Source organism: Arthrobacter sp. MDT2-34-1 (assembly GCF_059091365.1).
The window spans coordinates 1-346 of the sequence record NZ_JBNHGO010000182.1 but is presented as its reverse complement, the minus strand read 5'-3'; the positions used below and the strand labels follow the sequence as shown (position 1 = coordinate 346).

The 346-nt window shown below is 67.1% G+C and carries 1 protein-coding gene; it reads left to right on the top strand.

All coding sequences use genetic code 11. The features are described from left to right. Positions 1–23: 23 nt before the first annotated feature. The coding region (locus AC5RVV_RS18280) for a dihydrofolate reductase family protein (RefSeq protein ID WP_494002748.1) at positions 24–346 on the top strand (323 nt) is incomplete at its 3' end.

Here is a 346-nt window from a genome sequence, read left to right as displayed (position 1 = left end):
CCGACTGACGGAAGGCTGGCGCCATGCGGAAACTGATCTACGGCATGAACCTGACCCTGGACGGCTACATCGCCGCGGCCGGCGACGACATTGGCTGGAGCGGGCCGAGCGACGAATTGTTCCAGTGGTGGCTCGACCAGGAGCGGGCGAGCGGCCTGTCGCTGTACGGGCGCAAGCTCTGGGAGACAATGAGCTCCTACTGGCCCACCGGCGACCAGCAGCCCAACGCCACCCCGGCGCAGATCGAGTTCGCGCGGAACTGGCGGGACACGCCGAAGGTGGTGTTCTCCTCGACGATCGACAAGGTCGACTGGAACACCCGCCTGGTCACCGGCGACGCGATCGC